At 57.3% G+C, this 25876-nt stretch carries 25 protein-coding genes and 1 pseudogene; 18 read left to right on the top strand and 8 right to left on the bottom strand.

The window, feature by feature from the left end:
• The first annotated feature begins 216 nt into the window (after positions 1-216).
• From C230_RS0106210 to C230_RS0106225, 4 genes are all read left to right on the top strand, one after another.
• Positions 217-1374, top strand: a complete 1158-nt coding sequence (locus C230_RS0106210) for a cysteine desulfurase family protein (protein ID WP_018131165.1) — start codon at positions 217-219, stop codon at positions 1372-1374.
• A gap of 4 nt (positions 1375-1378) precedes the next feature.
• Positions 1379-2569: a tRNA uracil 4-sulfurtransferase ThiI gene (gene thiI / locus C230_RS0106215; protein WP_018131166.1), complete on the top strand. Its 1191-nt coding sequence runs from the start codon at positions 1379-1381 to the stop codon at positions 2567-2569.
• A 62-nt stretch (positions 2570-2631) separates the two neighbouring features.
• Positions 2632-2769 carry a hypothetical protein gene (locus tag C230_RS22420; RefSeq protein ID WP_156807372.1) on the top strand — a complete coding sequence of 46 codons (138 nt, stop codon included), beginning with the start codon at positions 2632-2634 and terminating at the stop codon, positions 2767-2769.
• A gap of 98 nt (positions 2770-2867) precedes the next feature.
• Positions 2868-3476: an RsfA family transcriptional regulator gene (locus C230_RS0106225; protein WP_018131168.1), complete on the top strand. Its 609-nt coding sequence runs from the start codon at positions 2868-2870 to the stop codon at positions 3474-3476.
• 19 nt (positions 3477-3495) lie between these two features.
• On the opposite strand, the gene C230_RS0106230 is transcribed toward C230_RS0106225, so the two are convergent.
• Together C230_RS0106230 and C230_RS0106235 are read right to left on the bottom strand one after the other, a co-directional pair.
• Positions 3496-3693 (bottom strand): DUF896 domain-containing protein, encoded by a 198-nt coding sequence (locus tag C230_RS0106230; RefSeq protein WP_018131169.1) that lies wholly within the window; start codon positions 3691-3693, stop codon positions 3496-3498.
• On the bottom strand, positions 3659-4174 hold the full coding sequence (locus C230_RS0106235; RefSeq protein ID WP_018131170.1) for an N-acetyltransferase: 516 nt from the start codon (positions 4172-4174) through the stop codon (positions 3659-3661). The genes C230_RS0106230 and C230_RS0106235 overlap by 35 nt, the downstream gene beginning before the upstream one ends.
• A gap of 229 nt (positions 4175-4403) precedes the next feature.
• Here C230_RS0106235 and C230_RS21885 point away from each other — a divergent pair, with 229 nt between their 5' ends.
• The 9 genes from C230_RS21885 to C230_RS0106280 all read left to right on the top strand — a co-directional run bounded on the left by C230_RS21885 (position 4404) and on the right by C230_RS0106280 (position 18112).
• A complete protein-coding gene (locus tag C230_RS21885) occupies positions 4404-4565 on the top strand; it encodes an aspartyl-phosphate phosphatase Spo0E family protein (protein ID WP_018131171.1) in 162 nt (53 codons plus the stop codon).
• A 17-nt stretch (positions 4566-4582) separates the two neighbouring features.
• Complete coding sequence (locus C230_RS0106245) at positions 4583-4936, top strand: hypothetical protein (protein WP_018131172.1); 354 nt, start codon at positions 4583-4585, stop codon at positions 4934-4936.
• A gap of 65 nt (positions 4937-5001) precedes the next feature.
• Positions 5002-5241: a hypothetical protein gene (locus tag C230_RS0106250; RefSeq protein ID WP_018131173.1), complete on the top strand. Its 240-nt coding sequence runs from the start codon at positions 5002-5004 to the stop codon at positions 5239-5241.
• A gap of 129 nt (positions 5242-5370) precedes the next feature.
• Complete coding sequence (locus tag C230_RS23125) at positions 5371-6558, top strand: DUF188 domain-containing protein (protein WP_018131174.1); 1188 nt, start codon at positions 5371-5373, stop codon at positions 6556-6558.
• Positions 6559-6744: 186 nt separating this feature from the next.
• The gene (gene typA / locus C230_RS0106260; RefSeq protein WP_018131175.1) at positions 6745-8580 is read left to right on the top strand and encodes a translational GTPase TypA; all 1836 of its coding nucleotides are present in this window, start codon (positions 6745-6747) and stop codon (positions 8578-8580) included.
• A 150-nt stretch (positions 8581-8730) separates the two neighbouring features.
• Positions 8731-11889 (top strand): cation-translocating P-type ATPase, encoded by a 3159-nt coding sequence (locus C230_RS19640; RefSeq protein ID WP_018131176.1) that lies wholly within the window; start codon positions 8731-8733, stop codon positions 11887-11889.
• A gap of 45 nt (positions 11890-11934) precedes the next feature.
• On the top strand, positions 11935-12126 hold the full coding sequence (locus C230_RS0106270; protein ID WP_018131177.1) for a hypothetical protein: 192 nt from the start codon (positions 11935-11937) through the stop codon (positions 12124-12126).
• 100 nt (positions 12127-12226) lie between these two features.
• On the top strand, positions 12227-15274 hold the full coding sequence (locus C230_RS19645) for a cation-translocating P-type ATPase (RefSeq protein ID WP_018131178.1): 3048 nt from the start codon (positions 12227-12229) through the stop codon (positions 15272-15274).
• Positions 15275-15340: 66 nt separating this feature from the next.
• Positions 15341-18112, top strand: a complete 2772-nt coding sequence (locus C230_RS0106280) for a P-type ATPase (RefSeq protein ID WP_018131179.1) — start codon at positions 15341-15343, stop codon at positions 18110-18112.
• A gap of 146 nt (positions 18113-18258) precedes the next feature.
• Here the strand turns inward: C230_RS0106280 and C230_RS0106285 are convergent, their stop codons facing one another.
• Complete coding sequence (locus tag C230_RS0106285) at positions 18259-18516, bottom strand: hypothetical protein (protein ID WP_018131180.1); 258 nt, start codon at positions 18514-18516, stop codon at positions 18259-18261.
• 148 nt (positions 18517-18664) lie between these two features.
• Between C230_RS0106285 and C230_RS0106290 the strand changes: the two genes are divergently transcribed.
• From C230_RS0106290 to C230_RS0106300, 3 genes are read left to right on the top strand one after another with little or no spacing between them, the layout of a single operon-like run.
• Positions 18665-20593 carry an HMA2 domain-containing protein gene (locus C230_RS0106290; protein WP_018131181.1) on the top strand — a complete coding sequence of 643 codons (1929 nt, stop codon included), beginning with the start codon at positions 18665-18667 and terminating at the stop codon, positions 20591-20593.
• Between the two features lie 27 nt (positions 20594-20620).
• Positions 20621-20866 carry a DUF5132 domain-containing protein gene (locus C230_RS0106295; RefSeq protein ID WP_018131182.1) on the top strand — a complete coding sequence of 82 codons (246 nt, stop codon included), beginning with the start codon at positions 20621-20623 and terminating at the stop codon, positions 20864-20866.
• Between the two features lie 24 nt (positions 20867-20890).
• Positions 20891-21118, top strand: a complete 228-nt coding sequence (locus C230_RS0106300) for a hypothetical protein (RefSeq protein ID WP_018131183.1) — start codon at positions 20891-20893, stop codon at positions 21116-21118.
• Positions 21119-21185: 67 nt separating this feature from the next.
• Here the strand turns inward: C230_RS0106300 and C230_RS22425 are convergent, their stop codons facing one another.
• Positions 21186-21341: a hypothetical protein gene (locus tag C230_RS22425; protein ID WP_018131184.1), complete on the bottom strand. Its 156-nt coding sequence runs from the start codon at positions 21339-21341 to the stop codon at positions 21186-21188.
• 166 nt (positions 21342-21507) lie between these two features.
• On the opposite strand from C230_RS22425, the gene C230_RS0106310 reads away from it, so the two are divergent.
• Together C230_RS0106310 and C230_RS0106315 are read left to right on the top strand one after the other, a co-directional pair.
• Complete coding sequence (locus C230_RS0106310; RefSeq protein WP_018131185.1) at positions 21508-21963, top strand: pyridoxamine 5'-phosphate oxidase family protein; 456 nt, start codon at positions 21508-21510, stop codon at positions 21961-21963.
• A gap of 59 nt (positions 21964-22022) precedes the next feature.
• Complete coding sequence (locus tag C230_RS0106315; RefSeq protein ID WP_018131186.1) at positions 22023-22487, top strand: hypothetical protein; 465 nt, start codon at positions 22023-22025, stop codon at positions 22485-22487.
• Between the two features lie 57 nt (positions 22488-22544).
• Here the strand turns inward: C230_RS0106315 and ymfI are convergent, their stop codons facing one another.
• The 4 genes and pseudogenes from ymfI to C230_RS21895 form a co-directional block, all read right to left on the bottom strand.
• Positions 22545-23303, bottom strand: coding sequence for an elongation factor P 5-aminopentanone reductase (gene ymfI, locus C230_RS0106320; protein ID WP_018131187.1), 759 nt, complete (start codon positions 23301-23303; stop codon positions 22545-22547).
• A 419-nt stretch (positions 23304-23722) separates the two neighbouring features.
• Positions 23723-24222, bottom strand: a pseudogene (locus tag C230_RS23335) (DDE-type integrase/transposase/recombinase); the annotation flags it as partial.
• Positions 24223-24284: 62 nt separating this feature from the next.
• Positions 24285-25208, bottom strand: a complete 924-nt coding sequence (locus C230_RS0106335; RefSeq protein WP_040393060.1) for a hypothetical protein — start codon at positions 25206-25208, stop codon at positions 24285-24287.
• Between the two features lie 496 nt (positions 25209-25704).
• Positions 25705-25876, bottom strand: a 172-nt coding sequence (locus tag C230_RS21895) for an ATP-binding protein (RefSeq protein ID WP_018131189.1), incomplete at its 5' end; no start/stop codon positions are given.

Raw genomic sequence — 25876 nt, forward strand, 5'->3', positions numbered from 1 at the left:
GAACCCAATAGACAACTATCAGTCGATATTCGAGGGGGCGTGTGGCAAGACGGGCAGGGATCACGATTCCTGCCGGTTTGTCGGCACGCCTTTTTTGCGTGGGGCTCGGCCATTCGGGGTCTTGTGCCCGCCAGGCGGCAGGGCTATAATGGAGGAACGGATAAGGGGATACTATGATCCATCGAAAAAACGAGCACCACGAAAGGGGGATCAGGCGTGAGTCGGGAAATTTATCTGGACAACAGTGCGACGACACGTCCTTTTCCGGAAGTGCTGGACGCGATGACGGAAGTAATGACCCGCTATTACGGGAACCCTTCCTCCTTACATAGAAAAGGAATCGAAACGGAAGAACGGGTGGATGACGCGCGGCGGGAGATCGCCCGCACGCTTGGCGCCAAACCGTCCGAAATCCTGTTCACCTCGGGCGGCACCGAGGCAAACAACCTGGCGATACAGGGGGCGGTCCGCCGTTACAAAAACCGGGGTAACCATCTTATCACCAGTGCGATTGAGCATTCTTCGGTGCTGGACGTGATGAAGCACCTGGAGGGAGAAGGCTTTCGGGTGACGTATTTGCCGGTTGGCCGGGATGGACGCGTACGCGTTGAAGATGTGGAAAAATCAATGACGGATCAGACGATTCTGGTCTCCATTATGTATGTGAACAATGAAACGGGCGCGATTCAGCCGATTTCGCAAATTGGGCAGTTGCTGTCGGGCAGGCCGAAGACGCTTTTTCATGTGGATGCGGTGCAAGCGTATGGGAAGCTTCCGATCAACGTAAAGGAGGTCAAGGTCGATCTGCTGTCCGTCTCGGCTCACAAAGTGCACGGGCCAAAAGGAGTCGGAGCTCTCTACGTACGGGAAGGCGTCGAGTTGGTCCCGCTGGTGTTCGGCGGCGGCCAGGAGAACGGGAAACGATCGGGGACTGAGAATGTGCCAGGGATCGTAGGGTTTGGGGCGGCTGTCCGCCGGCTGTTCTCCACGTTCGAAGCGGACCGCAAGCGGATGCAAACGCTGCGCGATCAACTGATCGAGTCGCTCCGCCATTCGATTCCCAACCTGAAAATCAACACGCTCCCCGAAATGGCGGCTCCCCATATCGTCAATGTGTCGTTTCCGGGAGTCAAGGGAGAAGTACTGGTTCACGCATTGGAAACGGAAGGCATCTTTGTCACAACCGGCTCTGCCTGTTCGTCGAAGGAGAAAAAGCACAGCCACGTGCTGAAAGCGATGGGATTGGCGGAGGCGGAGCTGGAAGGCGCCATCCGGTTGTCGTTATCGCCGGAAACGACGGGCGATGAGATTGCCGCTGCGGTCGGGGCGTTGAGCCGAATCGTCGGGGATCTGCGGCTGCTGACACGGAGGTGACAGAATGTATTCGATGCTGATCGCCCGCTACGGGGAGATCTCAATCAAAGGGAAAAACCGCTCCGACTTTGAGAAAAAACTGGCGGAAAACATGCAGCGGGCCGTCAAGGACATCGGCGGCGTCAAAATCTCCCGCGGCGGCGGGCGGATTCTGATCCATCTGAACGGAGCCGACTACCAGCCGGTGTTGGAGCGATTGCGCTGGGTACCGGGAATCGTCTCGTTGTCGCCTGTCGTTACAGCGGAACAGGATATCGGCCATATCAAACGGGCAGCCGTGCAACTGCTCCGCCAGGTGGTGCACCAGCCAACCACGTTCAAGGTAGAAGCCCGCCGGGCGAATAAAACGTTTCCGCTGTCTTCGCTCGAAATTGCGAAAGAGTTGGGCGGCCATCTCCTGCGCAATTTTCCGCAATTGAAGGTGGATGTGCACAATCCGCAGTTGACGTTCACGTGCGAGATCCGGGAGACGGAAGCGTACCTGTATGTGGAAGTCATCCCGGGCCCTGGCGGCTTGCCGGTCGGCTCATCGGGCAAAGCGCTGCTGCTTTTGTCCGGCGGCATCGATTCGCCGGTCGCCGGGTGGATGGCGATGAAGCGGGGAGTGGAGATTGAAGCGGTGCATTTTCACTCGTTTCCGTTCACGAGCGAGCGGGCGCGCAAGAAAGTGGAGGATTTGGCCCGTCGCCTGGCCCATTTTGGAGGAAGAGTGCGGCTGCATGTGGTGCACTTCACGGACGTCCAAAAAGCGATTCGCCAGCATTGCCCGGAGGAACTGTCGATTACGGTGATGCGTCGCTTTATGTTGCGGATTGCGGAGCGGCTCGCCGAACGGCACAAACTGTTGGCGTTGGTGACGGGCGAAAGTTTGGGGCAGGTGGCCAGCCAAACGCTCGAGAGCATGTACACGATCAACCACGTGACCCATATGCCGATCCTGCGGCCGCTCGTTGCGATGGACAAGGTCGACATCATCCGCATTGCGAAAGACCTGGGAACGTATGGAATTTCAATTCTCCCGTACGAGGATTGCTGCACCATTTTTATGCCGAAAAATCCCCGCACCCGCCCGCGCGTCGAAGAAGCGGAGCGGGCCGAGGCCCATCTCGACATTGAGCAGCTCGTACAGGAAGCGCTGGACAAAACGGAGACGGTGACCTACTACAGGGAACTGGAAAATCAGACAACCGTATAGAACGGTGGCAACCGGTCACACTATCCATAAATCCTTGACGGAAAGGATGTGATCGGACTTTGGTGAGAATGTTGAGATATTGCCGATGGGCCGCGTTTCTGATCAATCTGGTGCCGGTGGTGCTGGCACTGAGGGGCAGCGTGTTGAGACGACGCCGTTCCCGCAAGTTGCTGCGAAAAGTGATTAAAAATCTGGCATAGCTGCGGCCACCCACCTGGGGTGGCTGTTTATTTTCCGGCGAAAATGGCAATACCGTATGGAAGCGATGATTGTGTTTGTGCGGGGAGGTTGTTGTTCGATGAGAGCATTGCGTCAAGACGCCTGGACGGAAGAAGATGACAGAGTCTTGGCGGAGATTGTTTTGCGCCACATCCAGCAAGGCAGCACGCAACTGGCGGCGTTTGAGGAGTGTGCGGGTAAATTGGGCCGGACGCCTGCCGCCTGCGGATACAGATGGAACGCTTGCGTGCGCAAGAGGTACGAGGCGGGCATCGAACTGGCGAAAGCGCAGCGGAAACAGGCGAAAGCGGAACAAAAAAGAACATTCGTCCGGCAGCCGGACGACCGGCCGAAAGCAGTCGACATTTCGTGGAGCGACGTGTTTCGATTTTTGAAAGAGCGGAAACAGCAAGATGCGGTGCTCGTCAACCGGATTCGGCTGCTGGAACGGGATCTCGGCGGCAAACAAAAAGAGTTGCAGGATCTGACTCTGGCCAACCGGCAATTGGCCGACCAGTTGCAAAAAATCAGGCAAGAACATGAGCGGATGAAAGAGGATTACATGATGTTGGTGAAGATCATGGAGCGGGCGCGCAAATTGACGCTGTTCAGCCCCGACGGGGACGACCTGCGGCAAACCGCGACCCGCTTCCGGATGGATGCCAACGGCAACCTGGAAAGGATGTAAATGGTAAATGGGCTGATTTCTAGTGCACTGTTTTCGCGTTGTCCGATCCGTCGACAAACTTGATACTGTCCAACTGCTTGCGGAACTCCGTGCGGAACGATTCCAGGTATTCCTCGCGGAGCTGTTGCTGTTCCATCCGTTCTTCACTGGTTAAGCCGACTGTTTTCGATTTGCGTGCCAGTTCATTGATGCGTTGGATTTTGTCGCTCGGCAGCACCGGCGGATCCTCCTTCAGCAGCCCGGCTGGCCGGTTCCGGCAGCCAGACATACGGATTTTCGCCGCGGTCGCGGGCAGGGTCATATTTGACAGGTCGGAAGCCGAGTTTCAGAAAGAATTCCTGGGCGCCCAACCGGACGTTGGTTTTGATGGGCAGCCCCAGCGATTGCGCGTAGCGAACCAGTGCGGAGCCGTACCCTTTCCCCTTGTAGCCGGGCAGCACTTCCAGTTTCCACAGTTCGTAATGATCCTGCGGGGGAGTGAAATAGCGGTCGTATTTTGCTTCGATCCGGTACAAACTCATGCGGGCGACCAGCTTCCCGTCCTCGTAGATCCCGTAAAAGGGGGATACACTATTGTTCTCGATCAATTTGGACTGCAGTTCTTCGTGCATGGCCAGTTCTTCCAGGCCGTTTTCGCGAAACTTCTTGAATTCTTCGAGCGTTTTATAGTTGATCAGGAGCTTTTGCACCTGCGTCATGAGCTTCTCTCCCTCCCCGATGGGCTTTCCTTTTCATTATACACCGAACCGGGCAAAAGAGAAATGGTTGCAGGCCAGCCCAACAATTCGCCCGCCTTGTGTCCATGCAGCGCGAACCGGCCCGATTTTTGTCAAAAAAACAGGTTTTTTCTTAACTGTTCACTCGCGGCCCTGTTCAGTATAATGGAAAAGTGTGATTCTACAAACGATGAAGGGTTGAAGGCTCTCGATGAAGAAAGAAGCTTTGCTCAAGCAGATTGATCAGTTGCGGTCGGAACTTCATCGGTTGCTTGGCCAGAATGGCAGCCTGCTCGATCCCGGCGTGATTGAAAAGAGCCAGCAGCTGGATCGGTTAATCGTGTTGACATACAATCAAAAGGACAAACGGTGAAGGAAGGAGGCAGTTGGATGGATTCGCTGCATGAGCTGGAGGAACTCGCCTCTTTTCTGGAAGATTTCCTGCTGGATAGAGCCGTCTGGGCCCGTCTTGAATGGGAGCCGCCGGACGGGCGGAGCCCGATCGTTTTGTGCCAGTTCGCGGGGCAGATCGATTTCTGTGACGTGGCGGCGGATGAGACGGATCGGGAAACGGCCCTCGAATTTTTGTTTTATCCGCAACGTGACGGGGAAGAACCGCCGACTGTCGCTCTGCCCGTGGATCCGGAAAATGTGGAAGTGAATCTTTTGGACGACGGGTTGGAAATTCGCAGTCTCGAATTTTGCCTGCTGTTTACAATTGCCAGCTGTTCCGCTAGCGCTTAACGGCATGATGCCCCTGTCGCGGGGAAACACTAGCAGAAAACCGTGACAGGGGGTAACAGCGACCCATGACCGATCTGCATTCGGAAGAACGCAATGAACGCAAAGAAGAGGAACGTTTGCACAAGCAGTTTACGCCGATTGAGGAAGAGTATCACGCCGCTTACCCGGATGTGAAAGCCCCGCTGACCGCGGGCTTTCTGACCGGTCTGTTCGGGAGGTACGGCAAGGGATTCCTGCTGGCCGCGTTGATCGGGGCGGCGATCGCCGTCGGCTTCTGGATCGCATTCGCTATCGCTTTCTACTGAACCGCCAAAGTTTACAGCTTCGGCCGCTGCTAACCGGCAGCGGTTTTTCATGCTTTGCGCCAGCATGGTTTTCGGCTGCGTGTCGTATAATGGGGAGTGCGTGACACTCTGGGCGGAGGGGGAGTCGGTTTGTCGACCCAGCATATTTTGCTTGATCTGGACGATACCCTGATTCATTGCAACCGGCATTTTACCTGGACGCGCGAAAAATTTCTGAACCGGATGATGGAACTGTTCAAAGACTATCCGCTTGACCGCAAGCTGGTCGACGCCACCCAGCAGCAAATCGACGTGGCTGGCGTGGAACAAAAGGGACTGGGCAAAAACCGCTTTCCTGAATCGCTTGTCCAAACCTACCGGCTGATGTGCGCCAAATACGGAAAGCAGCCGAGCAAACAGGAAGAGAAGGAACTGTTCGAGCTGGGGCATTCCGTGTATGATTTTGCTGTGGAATTGTATCCGCACGCGCTGTCCACACTGGAAAAATTGATCGAACGGGGACACGAGCTGTACCTGTACACCGGCGGCGATCGCCAGATTCAGACGCAAAAGGTGATCAATGCAGGACTGGAGGCGATTTTTCCGGAGGAGCGGCGGTTTATTTTTGAGCATAAAAATACGTTGATGTTAAAAAAAATCATGCAAAAACACCGTTTTGACCCGAACCGCACGTGGATGGTGGGCAATTCCGCGCGCAACGACATTCGTCCCGCTCTGGAATTGGGGCTGCACGCGATTCACATTCCGGACGCGTACGGTTGGGAATATGATCGCGTCGAGCTGGACATTCCCGCCAAAGGGCATTTTCATGTGCTGAAGTCGATCAAGGAGGTGCCCGACGTAATTGAACAGTCGATCCGGGAGGGGCGGTTGCGAGAACCGGTCAGGAACATCTGGATCGACGCAGACGGGTGTCCGCGCGGAGTCATCCGGATCACGCGCGAGTACGCGGAAAAGCTGAACATCCCGTGTTGGACGGTGTCCAATTTTCACCATGAATTGGCCGGTGACACGCACATTGTGGTGGATGATGCCTCGCAATCGGCCGATCTGGCGATTCTCAACCGCTGCCAGGCAGGCGATCTAGTGATTACGCAAGACATCGGTTTGGCTGCGATGGTGCTCGGCAAACAGTGCCGCGCGCTGGGGATCTGCGGACAGGAGTACCGACCGGAGGAGATTGCACTGCTGCTGGAACTGCGGGAGCAATCGGCCAAATTCCGGCGAGCTGGCGGCCGCACGAAAGGACCCCGCAAGCGGACTTCGGCGGACGATGCAGCGTTTGCAGCGGGATTGAAGCGAATCTTGGAAATCTGAGTCTCTGCCAACCTGGCGGAGGCTTTTCTGCTATAATAGAGGAGTTAGACAGAAAAAGGGGCTGTCAGGCATGAGCTTTCTCACACACGACGGTTACGTATCAGATGTCTCCCCGCATTGGGGATTCGGAAGAGCGTTTTTTCGGCATTTGAGGTTGTCTCGTACACAAGCGGCGGGAGGTACAGCATGAATCACCAGGAAAAACTGCGAAATATCGCGATTATCGCGCATGTCGACCACGGGAAAACGACACTGGTCGACAAATTGCTGCAGCAGTCCGGGATTTTCCGGGAAAACGAACATGTGGCGGAACGGGTTCTCGATTCAAACGATTTGGAACGGGAACGGGGCATTACGATTTTGGCGAAAAATACGGCTATTCAATATAACGGCTATACGATCAACATTGTGGACACACCCGGCCACGCCGACTTCGGCGGTGAAGTGGAACGGATCATGCGGATGGTGGACGGGGTGCTGCTGGTGGTGGATGCGTTCGAAGGCTGCATGCCGCAGACGAAATTCGTGCTGCGCAAGGCGCTCGAACAGAACCTGACGCCGATCGTGGTGGTGAACAAGATCGACCGGCCGAATGCCCGGCCGCAGGAAGTGGTCGACGAAGTACTGGAGCTGTTTATTGAGTTGGGCGCCAACGACGAACAGCTCGATTTTCCGGTTGTGTATGCGTCCGCCCTGCATGGCTACGCGTCGCTGGAGCCCGATCAGCAAACGACGAACATGCAGGTGCTGTTCGACGCGATCGTCCAGCACATTCCGGCACCGGAAGGCGATCCCGGGGCGCCGCTGCAGTTTCAGGTCACGCTGCTCGATTATAACGACTATCTGGGACGGATCGGCATCGGCCGCGTGCAGCGCGGGGAGATCAGGTTGAACTCGCAGGTGGCTGTTGTGAAACGGGATGGTACAATCCAGAAGGCGCGCGTTGCGAAATTGTTCGGTTTTATCGGATTGAAACGAGTCGAGATTGAGACCGCCCAAGCGGGAGATATCATTGCAATTGCGGGGCTTGGCGAAATCAACGTCGGGGAGACGGTGGCGGATCCCGAGCAGCCGGAGGCGTTGCCGCTCCTGCATATCGACGAACCGACCCTGCAGATGACGTTCCTGGTCAACGATTCTCCGTTTGCCGGCCGGGACGGCAAACACGTGACCGCCCGCAAGCTGAAAGAACGGCTGCTGGCGGAACTGGAAACGGACGTCTCGCTGCGGGTAGAAGAAACCGATTCGCCCGATGCGTTCCTGGTGTCTGGGCGGGGAGAGCTGCACCTGTCGATTTTGATTGAAACGATGCGGCGGGAAGGCTATGAACTGCAGGTGTCGAAACCGCAAGTGATCATCCGCGAAGAAAACGGCGTGAAAATGGAGCCGTTCGAGCATTTGGTGATCGACGTCCCGGAAGAGTACATGGGGGCGGTGATGGAGCGGTTGGGCACCCGCAAGGCGGATATGATCAACATGGTCAACCACGGGACGGGCAACGTGCGGCTGGAGTTTCTCATCCCGGCGCGCGGACTGATCGGCTTCCGCACCGATTTTTTGACGGAAACGCGCGGCTATGGCGTGATGAACCACAGTTTTCATTCATATCAGCCCTACCGTGGGGAGATGGAAGGCCGCAGGCAGGGGGTGCTGATCGCCAGCGAATCGGGCACCGCCACCACCTACAGCCTGGAAGGTCTGGAAGATCGGGGAGTGATGTTTATAACACCGGGGACGGAAGTGTACGAAGGGATGATCGTCGGCGAGCATAACCGTGACAATGACCTCACTGTCAACGTTACGAAAGCGAAAGCGATGACCAACATCCGCTCCGCGACGAAAGAAGAAACCACCAAACTGAAGGCGCCGCGCATCCTCTCGCTGGAACAGGCGCTCGAGTATCTGAACGAAGACGAGTATTGCGAAATCACTCCGCAATCGATCCGGCTGCGCAAGAAGTTTCTGAAGAAAAATGAGCGGGATCGCTATCAGAAGCAAAAAGAATATGCGAATCAGGCATAAGCCGCCTTGTCACGGGGAGCCGCTTGCAGGCCGCCCGTGCGGGCGGCTCTTTTCATGGAACAAGCGCCCATCGGTTCAATCGATGTAAGGAATAAAAACGAATGGTCCCCCGAACAATAAACACAGCTTTGGATGGAAGAGGGGATCCGATTGTTCGAATTTCTGCGGAATTGGACAAGCCGTACCGACGTACCGGGGCGGCTGCGGATCAAAGTAAACGGTTTGCGTCAGAATCCGAAACGAAAGTGCGAGATCGAACAGGCCCTCGGCCAGCTGCACGGCGTTCGGCTGGTGGAAGCCAGTCCCGTCACCGGCAGAGTACTGATTTTGTTTGATCAATCGGTGGTGCAGCCGCAGCAACTTTGTGAAATGCTGCAGATTGTCGGGGAGGTTACGGGTGGTGGCTGCGAAGACGTCGCGTGGGGCGGAGCCAGTCGGGAAGTGGCTGCTTCCGCGGCGGAAATCGTGCATCAAGTCCCGTCTGACACGCACTGGCACGCACAATCGATCGAATGGACGATCGAATGCTTGCGAACCGACACGTCCGGTCTGTTATTGAGGGAGATCAATGAGAGATTGGCCAGGCACGGGCCAAACCGGCTGGCAGAAGTGCCGCCTGCCGGCTGGGGCCGTTTGTTTTTCCGGCAGTTCGCCAATTTTATGACGATCACCTTGATCGCGTCGGCTGCCGTTGCGCTGTTTCTGGGCCGGACACTCGATGCGCTTAGCATCCTCGGGGTCCTGGTGCTCAATGCGGCGATCGGCACGTTTCAGGAACAGAAGGCGGACAATGAGGCGCGGGCACTGCGCAAACTGACCGCTCCCAGCGCCCGCGTGCTGCGCGGCGGGAAGGAAATGAAAGTGCCGGCCGATGCGCTGGTGCCGGGTGATGTGATCATTCTCGACCCGGGTGATCAAATCCCGGCTGATGCTCGCATCATCGATTGTTGGAATCTGGAAGTGGATGAATCGTCGTTGACGGGCGAATCGGTGCCGGTGGCGAAAAAAGCGGGATTGTGCGAATCCGACGCGCCGCTCGCCGATCGCACCAACATGCTGTTTATGGGCACCCATGTTACCCGCGGCCGCGCGCGGGCTGTTGTTGTCGCCACAGGCATGAACACGGAACTGGGCCGCCTGTTTGCGCTGATGCAGAGCCAGTCGGATGAATCGACTCCTTTGCAGCGCAAATTGAACACGCTCGGCCAATATCTCGTGTTCGGTTCACTCGCTGCCGGCTTGTTCGTGATACTGGTCGGACTGCTCCGCGGCATTCCGACCGTCGATATGTTGATGACCGGCGTCAGCCTGGCCACTTCCGCCATCCCGGAGGGGCTGCCGATCATGATTACGATCGCGCTGGCGGTGGGCATGCGCCGGATGGTTGGCAAAAATGCGCTGGTGCGCAAACTGTCCGCATTGGAGACGCTCGGACGGGCCACCGTGATCTGTTCCGACAAAACGGGAACCCTCACGAAAAACGAAATGACCGTGCGGGCCATAGCCAGCGCCACAACAACCTGGGAAGTGGCGGGAAACGGCTACGCGCCGATCGGTTTTTTTACCGAAAATGGGGTGGAGATTGACCCGCAGCAAGCAACTGACTTGCGGTGGATCCTGACAGCCGCCACCTTGTGCAGTAATGCCCAACTGCTGCATAACGGGACGGCCGACTGGGTGACGGAATGGCGGCAGTGCCCGGCAGCCGTTCCGGAATCCGGCTGGACGATCCAGGGGGACCCGACGGAAGGGGCGATCCTGGTCGCGGCGGCAAAAGCGAATATCTGGCCGGACGATTGCCGAAAACCGTGGCAGCGGATCAAGGAGACGCCGTTCGAATCGGAGCGCCGGCGAATGTCGGTCGTCTGCCGCGATCGGGACGGCCAGCATCAACTGATCGTCAAAGGCGCGATCGAAGAGGTCCTGCAACTGTGCAACCGAGTGCAGATTGATGGCCAGGCTGTGCCGCTTTCGCCTTCGCACCAAACGTCGATTTTGCGGCAAAATGAACAGTTTGCCTCACGGGCGCTGCGCGTTCTGGCGGTCGCTTGCCGGCCGCTGGCCGACCAGGAACTGCGGACTGAGCAAGTCGCGGAGAGCAACCTGATTTTTGCCGGACTGATCGGCATGATTGACCCGCCGCGGGAACAGGTGAAAGAAAGCATCGCCAGCTGTAAAAAAGCGGGCATCAAAGTGGTGATGATCACCGGCGACCATCCGCAAACCGCGGCCGCGATCGCGCGGGAACTGAATCTGCTTGAGGACGAGGGGCGGGTGATCACCGGCAGCGAATTGGAGCAAATGAACGAATCGCAACTGACCGAGTTGGTTCCGCATATCGACGTGTACGCCCGCGTGTCCCCCCATCACAAGCTACGGATCGTATCCGCCTTCAAAAATCGGGGCGAAATTGTCGTCATGACGGGCGACGGGGTGAACGATGCGCCGGCGGTGAAGCAGGCGGATGTCGGAATCGCGATGGGGAAAAGCGGGGTGGAAGTGACCAAACAGGCGTCTTCGATGATCATCACCGACGACAATTTTGTCACCATCTGCAAAGGAGTGCAGGAAGGCCGCACGGTGCTCGGCAATATCCGGAAGGCGCTCGGCTATCTGCTAAGCGGCAACCTGGGGGAAGTGATCTATGCGATGCTGGCGGTGCTTGCCGGGATGCCGCTGCCACTGGTGCCGATCCAAATCCTGCTGATCAACCTGTTTACTGACGCGCTGCCGTCGATCGCGCTGGCGATGGGGCATCCGCAGCAGGATCCGCAGCGGTTGGCGATGCGCAGCGAGTGCGATGTGACCGACCGCAGCCTGATTTCCGAAATCATCTCCCGCGGCGTGATCATCGGCCTGACCACGATGGCGGTGTTCAGCGGAGCGCTGGCGTTCACCGGAAATGTGATGCTGGCCCGGACACTCGCCTTTATGACCGTTTGCGCCAGCGAACTGATCCAGGCGGTCGATTGGTGGCGGAGCGGCGATACGCAACCGGAACCGGGCGGCCTGTGGCGGGACCGGTTTATGGTCGGTACATTGGTCGTCTCGTGGTCCGGACTGTTGTCGATCGTGTATCTGCCGCCGTTGCAACGCCTGTTCCAAACTGTGCCGTTGGCATTGCCGCATTGGGTGATCGTGCTGGGAATCGGCTATTCGATTTCGCTGCTCAGCAAGCCGACGGCTCGCTTGGTCGACAGGATTGGCAATCTGCTGCGCGCGAACTTCGGGCGCACCGTTCATTTGCAGCCGCTTGCCGGTTACGCGGCACATGCGACAGTTTCTGACAAGCTGAACGCGACTGTATGATTCCGAACCGGATGGTGACAATACAGGTCAGAGGAGGGATAGCTGATGGAGCCTTTTGAATGGGTGGTAGCCGGCATGTTGGCGTACGCGGTATTCCCGCGGGTGCGCCAGGCAGTGTCAAACACGTGGTCGAGCATTGTGTCAACAGCCAATCAAACGATGCAGGGGATCGGCGGCAGCACTGCCACAGCCGCGAACAAAACGCAAACCATGTATTCCCCTGACCAGCACCAGTAAAATAACGGCGGGCAGAAAGGCCTTCCCGGTCGAGCGTGCGGAAGGCCCTTTCGGCCTGCCGACCGGCGTCTGCAAACGATTTTTGCCAGGAGAGAGGCGAATGGAGTTGGAAGTGCGGTTTGTCCGGCGTATGCCGGGGCGCTTGCGAATGTACATATACGGGTTGCAAAACGACGCCCGCAGCTGCCGTTTATTTGAAGAATTTTGCTTGCAGGTCCCCGGCGTGAGGATGGCGTCAGCCGGGATGGTCACCGGCCGTGTGCTGGTTCTGTTTGATGAAAGCAAACTGACACATGCGGAGCTGGAACAGCGGCTGCTTGAACTTGAACGGCTGCTGCCGCAACCGGTCCGATTGGCTGCTGCTGCGAAAGAGCAGTTTGCCACAGAAGGCGCGCTCGCTGTGAAACTCGACTGGCACTGCTTGCGGCCGTCCGAAATTTTGCAGCATCTGCAAAGTGACAGCCAAAATGGGCTGACTGCCGCGGAGGCGGCCAGCAGACGTCTGTATTTCGGCGCAAACGAACTGCCGGAGGCGGAAGCGGCCGCCTGGTACAGGACGCTCTTCCGACAACTGTTTAACTTTACCACGCTCGCGATGGTCAGCATTTCGGCACTGCCGATTTTTTTCGGGCGAATCCGCGATACCGCGGGCGTTCTGTTGATCCTGGCGGTCAATGCGGTGATCGGCACCTACCAGGAACAGAAAGCGCAAAATGACATCCGGTCGTTGCAGAAACTGGCGGTGCATCAGGCGAAAGTCATCCGGTCGGGCGAGCAAACGGAGATTCTGGCGAACGAATTGGTGCCCGGTGACATTTTGCTGCTGGAAGCGGGCGATCGGATTCCGGCCGATGCGGTTGTGCTGGACAGTTGGGATCTGGAAGTCGACGAGTCGGCTCTGACGGGCGAATCGTTGCCGGTGGCAAAAGCGGCCGCCGTCAGCCGACCGGACCTGCCTGTGGCCGAGCGCAAAAACATGCTGCACATGGGTACATTTATCACTCGCGGCCGGGCCAAAGCGGTGGTGGTCGCAACCGGTGAAAAAACGGAGATGGGCAAGCTGGCCAGCGGCCTGCAGACGGTGGAAAATCGGCCAACACCGCTGCAGCGAAGGCTGAATGTGGTGGCGCGAACATTGGTCATCTCGGCACTGTTGATTGCCGGGTTGGTTGTAGCGGCGCGATTTATGCAAGGATTCTCGCTGACCGAAACGCTGATGACCGGAGTTTCGGTGGCGACCACCGCAATTTCGGAAGGGCTGCCGATCATGATCACGCTGTCGCTGGTTGCGGGGATGCGCCGGATGGTTCGCCACAAGGCGGTAATCCGGCGGCTGTCCGCGCTTGAAACGCTGGCGAAAGTCGATGTCATCTGTTGCGACAAGACAGGCACACTGACGAAAAATCAGATGACCGTGCGGTCCGTCATTTCTCCCGATCGAACGTGGACCGTGTCGGGTGACGGGGATCGTGGCCAGGGTGCACCCGATGAGGATCTGGCGTGGTTGGCAACGATTGCTGCTGTCTGCAACGATGCCTCATTCTTTCATGAGCGGGTCGATTCGGCAACAAGGAGAGGGAACATCGCCGGGGCGGGCAGCCGGCGGGCGGTCGAGGGAGACCCGACGGAGGCGGCGTTGCTTGCGGCAGCGGTGCAAACGGGCGTTTCGCCGGAAGATTGCCGCAACCGGTGGCACAGGCTGTTCGAGATTCCGTTCGATTCGAACCGGCGGCGCATGACAGTTGTCTGCCAAAATCGCGGCGGCGATACGTTCGTCTTCATGAAAGGGTCGGTCGATGTGGTTCTGGAACGATGCCAGTTTACAAAAATCGGCGGTGCCGTCTGCGAACTGGATCCCCGCCTGCGCACCAAAATCATCGACCAGGAGCGGGAAGCGGCCGGTCAAGCAATGCGTGTGCTGGCGGTTGCCTACAAAAAGCTGCAGGAGGAACCGGTCTCGTTGCCAGCGGAGGAACTGGAAGCCGATCTGGTGTTTGGCGGAATGTTTGCGATGGTTGACCCGCCGCGCGAGGATGTGCGAAACAGCATCGCGGCGTGCCGAAAGGCGGGCATCCAAGTTGTGATGATCACCGGCGACCATCCGCAAACCGCGGAAGCCATCGGCCGGGAACTGGGGCTGGTGTGGGAACCCGGCCAGGTGCTGACGGGGGCCGATTTGGCAAACGTGAGCGATGAACAGTTGGCGGCCGCCAGCGACTCTGTGCGAATCTACAGCCGGGTGTCACCTACTGACAAGCAGCGGATCGTGTCCGCCCTGCAAAAGCGGGGACGGATCGTCGCCATGACAGGTGACGGAGTGAACGACGGACCGGCACTGAAGCAGGCGGACGTCGGCATTGCGCTCGGATCGGGCACCGATGTAGCGAAAGAATCCGCTTCGCTGGTTTTGATGGACGACCGTTTTTCCACTATCGTCCAGGCGATTCGCCAAGGGCGGTCAGTATTGCGCAATATCCGGAGCACGATCGGGTATATTTTTACCGGCAATTTTGCGGAAGTGCTGTACGCGGGGCTGACTGTTGCAGTCGGTTTGCCGCTGCCTCTGATGCCGCTGCAAATGATGTTCATGAACCTGTTGACCGATTCACTGCCGACCATGATGATGATCCTCGGCCGGCCCGGTGGCCGGCTGGCGGCTGCCGAACGACCGCTGCCCGCAGCCAGCGAAGTGTTCGACAAAGGACAGATCGCCCGGGTAATCGCCGGCGGAGCGCTGGTCGGGCTGGCGACCAGCGTTCTGTTTCTGGGAGCCACTACTTTCACCGGCAATCCTGCGTTGGCCGGAACGATGGCGTTGGCCGCTCTGTGCATTGGAAAATTGGCGCAAGTGTCCTACTGGCGGAAAGGCAGCGGCGAACCGGGAGATTGGCGGAGCGATTCGATCATGATCGCCACCTTGGGCGTCTCGCTGGCCGGGCTCGGGGCTGCCATCTACTTGCCGCAATTGCGGTTTGCGTTCAACAGCGTGCCGCTCGGTCTCCATCATTGGGCGTTGATTCTGGCGACCGTTTTTGCAGCGGTACGGTTGACCCCGCGCTTGACCGAAACCATCCTTGGCTCGTTGCACCGGTTTTCCGGACGGAAGTCCGCAAATTACCAGCTGCGCCCGCAACTGTCAGTCGGTTAATCGAATCTGGATTGGGGAATCTAGGGGCAGGAGGATTTGAGATCCGGAACAGCGAGGTGAACCGGTATGATCCAGATGATCAACAGAGTGGGCAGGGTAGCGCTTCAGTTGACGCGGATTCCTGCGATTTTCCTGCAAAATTTGGTGACGGGCGGCCAGCAGCCGAATCTTGTGCAAGGACAGCTGCAGCAAAGCGATTTGATGGACGGTTGGGAGAAAGGGTTGACCTCGGAGCAGGCAACCGCCCGCCTGCAGCAACACGGGTATAACCACTACCGGCCGCAGGTCGGCCGTGCGCAACTATTCGGCGAACATTTTAAAAATGTGGCCGCACTCAGCCTGTTGGGCTTCGGCGCGTTGGCATTGGCGATCGGCAAATACGCGGACGCCGCCATTGTGTTTCTGGTCTTTGCCGTCTCGGCCGCTTATGCAACCCGGTTAAAACTGCGGTCCGAGCAAAGCTACCGACACCAGTTGGAACAGCAAAAGACTGCGACCGTCCTGCGGGACGGCAAACTGTGTCAAGTCGCTCCGGCCCGCGTGGTTCCGGGGGACATCGTTTTCCTGCGGCAAGGCGATGTGGTGCCGGCCGATTGCGTCATCTTGCGCTGCACGAATCTGCAGGTCCGCGAAATGGATGCCGATTCTTCGTTTCGTGTCATGTTGAAATGCGCGGCGAATTCTGAATTCGGGCAACCTGTACGGCTACATGCCGCAACGGATGCGAACAGGCTGGTCGCCGGATCGGTTGTAATCGGCGGCGCGGCGCAAGCCCTCGTCACCGCCACCGGGAATTCCACGCGGCATGCGTCCATTTTTCGCAAACCAAAACATCAACATTTGTTTACAGAAACACGCTACAATCAGTTTTCCAAGCAACTGACCAAAATCGGCTGGGTGGTCCTGCTGCTCGCAGCCGGCTTGGTCCTGGCGGTCGGCTGGCCTGCGGCGGTGGCTGTGGAAACGGCCAGCGCTGTTGCTACGTCGGTGATTCCAGGCGGTTTCTCGTTGCCGATTTGCTTGGCGTTTTGGACCGCGGTCCAGAGAACCGGCTGGAGAGGGCAGGACCTGCCGAGTCTGCACCATGTGGACCGGCTGGAGGACACCAAGCTGGTGGTCCTCTCCGAACAAGCTCTCACGCAGGACATGCATCCCAGCAAGTTGTGGTGTCCGCAGTCGCACTGGACGGTGGCAGCTGATGTACAGGACCACGAACATGCGGGGAAGCTGCTTTTTTACAAAAGCGGCATTCGGACACAACCAAGCGGTTCATCCGAATGTCTGTCCGTCGTGCAAGCGGCGAGGCTGTTTGCCCGCGTGGACGGGGAATGGGGGCCTTATGACCGGGCGGTGAACCGGCTGTACAGCCATTTTCAGGTGCCGACAGCGTTCGATGTGAGCGGCTGGCCATGGATCGATCACACTGACTTGCCGGAGCACGGTCTGTTTGAAATGCGAGCCTTCCAGGTCCCCGGCGGACCGATTGTGGAAGTGGTTCGCGGGCCGGCGGAACTGCTGTTTGAAAGCTGCCGGCGGGTGATGGGACCGGAGCAAAATCTGGCTCTTCTGAACCCGGACAACACCGTTGCCAAAACTGACGGGATTCGCCGGTCGTTGGAGGATTGGCTGGAAACCGCCCGGCGGCACCACGAGTGCACCGTTGGATTTGCTTACCGCCTTCGCGGAGCTGGCACGCTTCCGCAACCGGACGGGCAACAGGCGGCTGCGAAACAGGAGACTGATGGCCTGATCTGGATTGGCGCTCTGGCTTTTCGGCGAACGTACCAAGCTTCGTCCCAATTGTTGCAACGGTTTGCAAAACTCGGCCTGCCCGTTGTGCTGACCGTGCATGAATGCGTACTGCAGGATCCGACCTTCCGGAAAGCGGTTGTGTTTGAGAATGCGAACGTCCGCATCCTTCCGGCGAGCGAATTTCTGGCCGGTCTCGAGCATGGACAAGCGCAATTGCAGCAGTCCGACATGTGGATCGTCGCCGCCGATGAACGGGAGCGCCTGCAGGTGCTGCGAAAACTGCGTGAGCAATTCTCCGATGTGTGTTTTATCGGGTGCTGCGACCAGGAACGGGCATATTACGGAGCGGTCTGGATGGCGATCGAACAGGGAATTCGGCGGGGATTGCAGGACATCGTGGAGACGCTGGAGGAAACCCGGCACGCCCGCTCCCGCATCGGCCATGCCAATGGATTCATCCTCAGCGGCAACATCGGAGAAGCGGTGTATTCGATCGTTTCCGGTTTGGCCGGGGCCCATCATGCGCTTTCACCGGTGATCGTCAACCTGCTGACCGGCACCGTCGCATCGATCGGGTTGGCTGCAGGACGGCGCGGGATGGATCCTTCACAGCCACACCAAAACAGCGATCTGGGACACTTGCACAAACCGATCGTGACGCATGGGATCGTATCGGGCAGCATATCGTTACTGGCGTATGCGGGCGGGCTGCTGATCAGCGACGATCCACTGTTTGCCGCTACGTTTGCGTTTGCCACGTTGATATTGTCGCAATTGTGGCAGGCGTTTCACTGGCGCCGACAGTCGCGTCTCGCCAAGCTCAGCGACCTGTGGGAAGACCGGGTGTTGGCGATCGCTTTGTTCGCCTCGCTTGCGATTCTCGCTCTCAGCATCCATCTGCCGGGACTGTCGCAATTGTTGCAGACGACACCGCTCGCATTGCAGGATTGGCTGGTTGCCGCAGCCATTGCCGGTGGGGTCGGACCGGTCGCTTCCACAAGCGAACAGATCATTTGGCCGCTGTTGGAGCGAATCGGCAAGCTGCTCCAGCGATCCCGTTCCGCAAATCAGGGGGCAGCTGCGTAACGCGAAACAAGGGGCGAAAACAACTTCGGTTGTTCCTGCCCCTTTTTGCTGCCGAGCGGTACTAGCGGGAGCGGACGCGGCCGCTTCTGTGCCCGTTCGCCTGTCAGGCGGTTCAAAAATCCCCGGTAGCTGGCGGGGAATAACGGTTAAGATTGGACCGGCTCCGTTTGCTTTTGCGACTCTTCGCCCATGGACTCCACGAGACGCATCTCTTCCACCAGAGAACTCAACTGCTCCCGGGCACCGGTCGCGGTGCTGCGAACCTGGTCCATCAAATCCAACAGGGCGACCGTGCCTTTCACCGCCAGTTTGCGGGCCGCTTGCCTGGCTTCCGGAGACAGCGCCAGAATGACGGTGGCGGCGGTCAGGGTCAGACCAAGCGGCGATCGGAAAAATCGAACCATCCAGAACCCTCCATTCAATGCCAAAGTCAGCCAACTGCTGCTAAGCATACCCGAACCGGCCAAAAATATTCTGCGCCCGTTCAGTAATAAAATTTGGCAAACCGTTCACAATATGCCTAGTTCAACCTGATTTTTAAGGAGAATCGTTATGCCCGGAATCCACGAGAAAGGGAGACTCGTGCGAGCGCTCCCTGGCAGAGTCCGCGTCGAGGTGCACGGACTCCGACACAATCGACAGGCGGAAAGCTGGATTTTGCAGCGATTTCGGCGGCTGGAAGGGATTTGTAAAGTTTCCCCCTGCGCGCTGACAGGCCGAGTCTTGTTCGTGTACGACGAACAGCGGATCACTTTGCAGGCCATCCTGCAGCACATCCGCTCTTTTGAAGCGCAAATGGTGCAGATGCAGACGGCGGAGCGGGAAGTGGCGCCTGCCGCCCAGCCGGCCGGTGTGACTTCGCTTCCGACCGCTTCCGCAGTCGCAAAAAACGAATATGTGGGCGAACGGGTTCCCCTGGGCTTGGCGTTGTCGGTCGGCGGTTTGGGGGCGCTTGCCGTCAAACAGTTGTGGATTGGCGGACCGTCCGCCCTGGCGCGAAATCCGGCCGCTTTTTACCTGTCCGGATTGGTCTCGGTGGTGATGGGTTATCCGGTTTTCGCCCAGGTCGTTCAGCAGGCGGTGCGCAACGGCAAGCGGAGCGGCAGCAAACCGACGATCGATCCGATTTTTCTGAGTGCGTTGGTGCTGGCGCTGGTGCGGGAAAATTTGGTCGTGCTGTGCGGACTGAGCTTGATCCAGTATCTGAACTGGCAGCGGCAGCAGGCGGCTTTTGAGCAGGACAGCAAAGCGTCGCCCGCCTGGTCCTGTCCGGAAATCAGGCGGTACAGCGAACAGGCGGGCATCTGGGGAATCGCTCTCGCTGCCGCCGCATGGGCGGCCACCCGCAATCCGCTGACCGGGCTGGCCGTGCTGCTGGCGGCCAACCCGCGGCCGGCCACCTTGCCGTCCGATTATGCCTGGCGGCAGGCGGAGGTAATCGCTCGCGAACGAGGATATCAAGTGCCGGACCGCGGTTCCTTGCTGCAACTGGCCCGCACGAAAACCGTTTTGTTCGAAGACACCTCATTGATTTTCAGGCAGGATGACGATTCGGACATCCGCTGCGTTTCGAAGCGGGATCAGGCAGAAAAAATCTGGTGTCTCGCGGCATCCCTCCTGAAGAAAAGCGATCACCCGTGGCGACAGGCGGTGTTCAGGCAGGCGGAAGCAAGCGGTCGCACCGTTCGTACCGCTTTTGACGTGTCAGTGACAGAGCATGGTATCAAAGGGAAAGTCAACGGGTTGGAAGTGTTGCTCGGCGACCGGGAATTCATGCGGCAAAACGGCGTGGATTGCAGCGAGTACGATCTGGAAGCGAAACGGTTGAAAAAAGCAGGCTATCTGTTCCAATTTTTGGCAAAACAGGAACACAACCAACGGTTGTGCCGCGGGCTGCTGGCCGGCAAAATGGGTGGCGTTACGCCCGAATTTGCCGATTTTGTCAACCGGGCTGCCAATTCGAAATGGCAGATCGGCGCTTTGCACAACAGCCTGCAGATCGATCGGGAGACGCTGCTTCGAAAGGGAATCGAACCTACCTGGTTAGCCTGTGAAGGCAGGCGAGCGGCGCACGATCTCCACGCGATGCTGCGTCAGGGGGAACATGTGCTGCTTGTAAGTGGGGATGCTTTCGGTGCGAAAGAGTTGGCCAACACGATGAACATTCCGTCTGTCTCACTGGAACAATTGCAGGATGTCGTCCCGGCCGTAGAGTACGCCCGCCGGATCGATCAGATGGTCCGGCAGCATCTGGTGGTCGCGAAGCTTTGGAATGTGGTCGGTTGCCTGCTGGCGATCCCGTTCGGGTTCAGTTCATTTTCCATCAATGTGCTGGCGGACGCCGTATTCTTGCTCCTCCTGGTCCGGGCGACGCGCGTCAGCCAGCTCGAAGTACCGGTTGAACGGGCTATCGGAGAGCGTCATAATTTGCCCCGGGTAGAGGTGGCCGCCGCCGTGGAAACGGTTGATTCGGCGGTCTAAAACGATTCCGAAGGAGGAAATGGGAGAATGCAAGGTAACCTTGAAAAAATCGTCACCGGCATCGCGCTTGCACTAGCTGCTCCGGTGGTGCTGCCGATTGCCAAGAATGTCCTGCGTCCCCTGGCCGTTATCGGTATCCGGGGAGCGGAAGAGCTGGTCAACCGGGCAAAATACGCGGTTCAGATCACGCGCGAAGAAATGGAAGATATCATCGCGGAAGCCCAGTTTGAACGAATGAAAAAACAGTTGGACCGAGAGATTGCTCTCGAATAAGGTTGCAAGCGAGGAGTGAGGCGTATGACGGAAGAACAAACGATCGATCACCATCTGCGGCAGGCGCTAGCCCATCTGGAAACCGCTCTGAATCAAAGCGTGGCGGCGGTTATGAACGACCAGGCGCTGAAAAAGGAGATCGGAAAGAAATGGGAGATGTTTCTCGGAGACTTTTTTGGGTATGTGCGGGAAAAAGGCAAGCAGCACCGGATCAACTTGCTCGGCTGGATTTCGTTTCCGCGCTTGAGGTAAGCGATCGCGTGATGCTTGCTCAAAAAATGGAGTGCAAACGGCAAACGTTGACACTCCATTTGTTTTGTCAGTCCATATAAGGATTCAACGGTGAATCGAACGGAATCTCTTGCTTTGCCGTCTCCTGTTCCGCTTCCATCTGGTCGTCCGCTTCCCGCATGCTGGCAAGCATCGGATCATCAGCGAACGTGTCATGTAGTGTAGGACGTTCTGCAATGGACATCGGATAACCTCCCTTCCACGACGGCTCAAGCCGCAACCGGATCGTTCTGCCAATAGGATGTCCTGCCCGGCCGGGCGTATGCATGAGATGAAGACAGAACGGAGAACGCGCATGCGTTATGGTATAATAGGGAAAAATTTGCTTGCCAATTGGAAAGGGGATCTCTATGGCAGAAAAAGTGGCAACCGAATTGTCGCAGGAACTGGTGGATTTTTTGCAAGGGGAAAAATTGGTGTTTCTCCACACGACCGATCATGAGACAGGCGCCCCCAACGTCGCGGCGATTTCTTGGCTGCTTGCGATCAATCCGAAACGGATCCGCTTCGCGATCGACCCGCGTTCCCGCGTCGTCGCGAATATCAACAAAGACGGACGGGTTTCCGTGGCGGTGCCGGGACCCGATTCCTGCTACTCGATCAGCGGTGTGGCCAAGGCAGATACGAAGCGTCTGGAAGGTGTCGCCCTCAACATGATCAAGGTGGACATCGAAGTGGACGAGGTTCGCGACGTGATGTTCTATGGGGCGAAGCTGTCGGCAGAACCGAAGTACGTGAAAACGTACGATCCGAAATTGGCGGAAAAATATGATACGGAAGTTTATGGGGCGCTAAAAAAGGGATAATGGATAATAAAACTCTTGCAGGAACCGGTCGTGTGGGCTCACCGGTAGGAGGGATTCACTTGTCGGAGAAACCATTTCTCTTTCCGCTGACGATGAAAAACGGGAAGGTGTTCGATTCCACAGGACGCGACATCACGGAGGCGTACCAACAGTTCAAACAGGTAGAAGCGGCCGAAAAAATGTGTGCAGCGTTGGAGATTCTGGGCCGGGTGAAGGCGGATGGCCAGGAGACGCGCCGCATGCTGTTTGTCGACACCGCCTACAAGTATGCCGCCGTCGTCGAAACGTTTATCGGCGACGACCTGTCGGAGCGGTTGAACCTTGCGTATGCGGGAAAGGTGAAGGTTGACGAAACGGGTGAATGGACGCTCGGCAAACTGAATCGGACATTGCTGCCGCTGACCAGTCTGGCCGACCTGTACAGGCAGGCGGCGAGAGGTTACCTGACGATTCAAATGGCCGAACAAGCGTGGGATCATCGCGGAAGCTCGTTTTATCTGATCAAAGCGGATCAGCAATGGTAACAGTGACCTGCAAACAAACGACCAGCTTTTCGACTCGAGGGAAAAGCTGGTCATTTTTTAAGTGAGGAACCCGCCGTTGGGAGAAATCACCTGGCCAGTGATAAAGCCGGATGCGGGCAGGGCGAGAAAGCTCACCACCGATGCGATGTCCTGCGGCGTCCCCAGCCGTCCGACCGGCGTCTGCTGGGAGAGGTTTTCGCGATCGCTCTGGGTTAACATGCTTAGCATATCGGTCTCCACCACGCCGGGCGCAACGGCGTTAACGGTGATCCCGGACGCCCCCATCTCTTTCGCGAGCGCTTTCGTGAACGAGATGAGGCCGCCTTTTGCCGCCGAATAGGCCACTTCCCCCGAACCTCCCGCAATTCCCCAGATGGACGACATGTTGATGATTCGTCCGTACCGCTTCCGAATCATGTGCGGCAACACCGATTTTGCGCACAAAAATGGGGCTTTCAGGTTGGCTGCCATCACCCGGTCCCATTCGTACTCGGTGGTGTCGATCAGCAAACTGTGGCTAGCGATCCCGGCGTTGTTGACCAGGATGTCGGGCTTGCCCAGATACAAACAGGCGGTTTCCACCAGCCGGGCGACATCCTCCGGTTTTGTCACATCCGCCTGCACAGGGATCGCCCGTACCCCGAAAGACTCACACAGCGATGCCACTTGCTCCGCGTATTCTTTTAAATGGAGATAGTTGACCGCCACGGCAGCGCCGAGCCGGGCCAACTCCTGGGCGATTGCCCGGCCGATGCCGCGCGAGGCGCCTGTCACGATCGCCACTTGCCCCGCCAGGGGGCGATCCGACCGATTCACGCACATCCTCCGATCCGATTGATGTTTGCAAGTGTATCATACAACAAACCGGAACAAATCCGCTACGTCCTGTGGAAAAAACTGGACCAAGTGTTATGGAATTATACCAGAAACGAAAGATTTGATCGATCCGGTTGATTACAATAGAGGCTCGGAAATGATCTGGGCCGTTTGGGGAATGTTTAGTGGTTTAGGGTGTTTGTAGCTGGAAACTGCTAGTTCTTCGCTCTTTTTATGCTGCTTTCCAGAAAAGTAGGCATGACAAAGAAGCGTAGCTTCCAGCAATTTTTAAAGATCTACGCTCAGCTAAAGGGATTTGTTTGTTCCTAGCGAGCATGTTGGCGCCGGGGCATTAAGATCCAGACGATGGACGGATTGTTCACAGTTGCCTGTTCATGGATTATAACGACACGCTCGCCATGACGGGAAAAGTTGCGTTTGACGAACCCAACGACGTTTTCCACCCGCCCTTTGCTTTCCGGATCCTGCTTGCGGCACATGCGCACTTGAAATCCGCGTTGCCGGACGTAGGCAGCGAATTTGGCTGTCAGGATCAGGTCACCATGATTCTCGCTGACGAGCAGCAAATGATCCTGATCATAGACGATCTCACGGGTCATGCCGCCGAAAAATTCGAAGGCATTTCATGACAACGAATGACGTTCGTTGTGGTGAACGGTCGATCCTGCCATTCCACGTATTTGTACCGGGAATGGGACAGGACGAACGTTATGCACGATAACCGCACAGGATGCTGATGAAGATCGTGCGTTTTCGTTTCGCCGAAATCGACCTGCATCTGCTGTCCCATGGGTGGATCTTCGATCGCTTCGTACTGGCGCATGGGCTTGCTTTTCGGGATGCCATGCTGCTCACGCAAGTGACGAACGAAGTTCCGAACGGTACTCTCGCAGACGTTGGGAGTATAAAATCTCATCCGATTCGAGCAGCCCAACCTGCTAGGTTGCCCCTTTTCTCCTTTCACTGGCGACTGGACATTTTGGCCCGGCGCAGCAGCATCCAGGTGCCGGTCGCTAGAAGCAGGAGCGTCACCGTTGATCCGACGGGAAACGGAGTGCCCGCAATGGAACGGTTGTGAACGGAAACAAAAAATTCACTGTCCGGTAAACTGCTAAAATACCCGCTCAGGATCCGGCCGCCTTCCCCGGTTTCCCTGACATCAAGCTGTGGTTGGGTGGCGATCGCCAAATTGGGCGGTGCAATCACTCGGATAGACAGGTTTTGAAACGAACTCCAATAGCCGGCGGGTGACAGCAGGTATGTGAAATGGTACATCCGTTTCCGGGAATCGTTGCACGCATCGCAGGCGGTGGCTTCCTGATGGTAGGTCACGACCAACTCCCCTTCCGATCCGCCGGCAACCGTCAGGGGAAACAAGGCGGTGTGCAGCCCGTTTGCGTACACCGTTTTGTTCGCATAGGTCTCGCCGGTTGACGGATTAAGCCAGCGCGTGTCGATTCGGTTAATTGATTCCAGTCCCTGCGGGGGCTGCCAACCCTGCGGCATATCCGGTCCCGGCGGTTGCATCGGGACATCCTGTCCGTTCCAGGTGGCCTTGATATCGGCTGCCGGTTTCAGGTAGAGAAACGCTACCTTGAGGGGTGCCGCTTGCGGCGATGGATTTTTCAGTCGATATTTGGCGGTGACCAACGGTGATGCATCGGAAGGAGCGGCGGGCGGGCGAAAATCGAACGTCAGCTCTTCTGCGACAACTTCTATTTTTGAATTGGCATCTGGTACCAGCATGGCGGACGGGGAAGATTCCAGCGAGACGGGAAGACCGTTCGCACCGGCCAGATCCACGAGGCAAAGCAGGTACAGACAAACGGCGGCCGCGATTCGCGAATACTGCAAGACGATCACGCTCCCTTTGGCATGGAACATCTGACGACCCAGGCTTTTTTAGTAGCCTGGGTGTACGTATAATAAGGTGTATCCGGATGAACTGGACCAATCGATCCAAGAATCGGTTCCCCATGTATTCACGTTAACCATCCACGCACCGCTACAAAATGGTAGGTATAGGGAGAGCCACTCAAACCAAAATACATTCCCAAGGGACGGCCTGCATTAATTTCGTTTGTTAGTCCCGTCCAATAGTCACCAGTGATTTCGTTAGATTGGAAGTGATACCCTCCATAATTTCTGGCGTGAATCTCCATCCCTGAGTGCCAATTGTAAATCGTTGTACCCCAACTAGAAGTGCCCATTTCAGAGTAGAGTTGGCTCATCAAGTTAACGCCAGTTGATTCATCGTAAGTGGATTGAAGTTGTCAATAGCGGATTAAAACTCCCCAAAAAAATCGCGCTCGATTCCCCACAAACAGCGGATTCATTTCCCCAAAATCATCGCGCATCATTCCCCAGACATATGTTCGGTCTACGCGGTCACCTCCTCCTTCAGTGCATGTGTCACCCCGGCGCGCAGCTTGTCCTTCATCCGGTAGCTGTTGCCGCGGATGTTGATGGTGGTGGCGTGGTGTAGGAGCCGGTCGAGCAAGGCAGAGGCCAGCACCTGGTCACCGAACAGTGTCCCCCAGTTGGTGAAGCTG

The sequence above is a fragment of the Effusibacillus pohliae DSM 22757 genome, from assembly GCF_000376225.1.
In the GTDB taxonomy this organism is placed as follows: domain Bacteria; phylum Bacillota; class Bacilli; order Tumebacillales; family Effusibacillaceae; genus Effusibacillus; species Effusibacillus pohliae.